The 1285-nt window shown below is 65.9% G+C and carries 1 protein-coding gene; it reads right to left on the bottom strand.

Translation table 11 applies throughout. The annotated features are described in order from the left end of the window. The coding region (locus CEK66_RS20080; RefSeq protein ID WP_193312730.1) for a transposase at positions 1-892 on the bottom strand (892 nt) is incomplete at its 3' end. Between the last annotated feature and the right edge of the window lie 393 nt (positions 893-1285).

The following is a 1285-nucleotide window of genomic DNA, read 5'->3' as shown; positions in this document are numbered from 1 at the left end:
GTGCCTGATCGCGCGCGATGGCATTGAGCCAGCGCAGGAACTTGTGCATGCAGGCGACGATGGCGACCTTGGCCGGCTTGCCCGCTGCGCGCAGACGTGCGTAGGTGTTGGCCAAGGGGGATTTGGCGCGGATGCTGGCCCAGGTGGCCATGTACAGCACGCGCCGCACGTCGGCACGTCCGCCTTTGATGCGGCGCTGGCCTTTCCAGCAACCGCTGTCGTGATTGAACGGGGCCAGCCCGACCAGGGCAGCGAGCTTGCGTGGCGGCAGCGTGCCCAGCTCTGGCAGCCGCGCGGCCAGAACCGCGCGCAGGATCGTCCCGAGCCCAGGCACCTTGGGTAGGCTCGAGCAGGTCTTGCCCTGCTGCTCGATCTCCTGCGTCAACGTCTGGATCTGCTGGTTCAGCAGGGCGATCACCTCTCGGCAGCGGTGTTGCGCCTTGGCGCTGGTAATGTGTTCCAAGCGCCGCCGATGGGCATCGCGCTGGCCCACCAGGGTGGCACGCAGGTCCAGCAGTTCGCGAAGAGACTGCTGGTGCCCGGGCACCACGGGCGTGGGGGTGGTCGGGATGTGCTGGGCGGCGATGGCCAGCAGGCGCGCGTCCAGGGCATCGGTCTTGGCATGCAGGCCCAAGGCCTGGGCGAGCTTGCGCGGACGATCGGCGGCCATCCGCACTGCCGGCAGGTCCGCCTCTCGGAGCACCTGCAGCACGGCATGTTCGTAGCCGCCACTGGCTTCCAGCACGATCCGCTCGCAGTCCATCCCAGCCAGACGTTGGGCCAGCGCACGCTGCCCCTGTGGCGTATTGGGCTGGGTCCAGGCCTGCTCGTCCGGCAGGACATGAATGACCAGCTCAGCCTTGGATACATCGATCCCGACATGGCGCCGCATAGACGTTCTCCGCAGTAGACTCATGGACGAGAGCGCTCCTGCCGATGCCCATGCTTGTGGAGTTCGAGCTCGTCACTCGGGCAACTGTTCGGGCTTGTCAGGCAGGAGAACCGGAGTGCGGCGGCGCTGACTCCTACTCGTGCTTGCTGGCACTGCGGCTAAACGGCCTGCCGCACTCCGCTCTCACCTACAACGATAGACCCTTATTTGACACAAGCGGCTTCAGCCGCGACGGGCGTTCCCGGGAAAGCCTCGTCGCGGCTGAAGCCGCTCCTTGTATCTGGACATGTCGCCCCTAAACAGGCGTCATGTCTTCCGACTGATCATCGGAGGAGGTGTGGGAGGTCCAGTCGCTCCTAAAGCTTCGAGCTTGCATCGTAGATCGGCTCCGCC

Source organism: Xanthomonas sp. LMG 12460 (assembly GCF_009192895.1).
Taxonomy (GTDB): Bacteria; Pseudomonadota; Gammaproteobacteria; order Xanthomonadales; family Xanthomonadaceae; genus Xanthomonas_A; species Xanthomonas_A sontii.
This window is presented reverse-complemented; position numbering and strand designations above follow the sequence as displayed.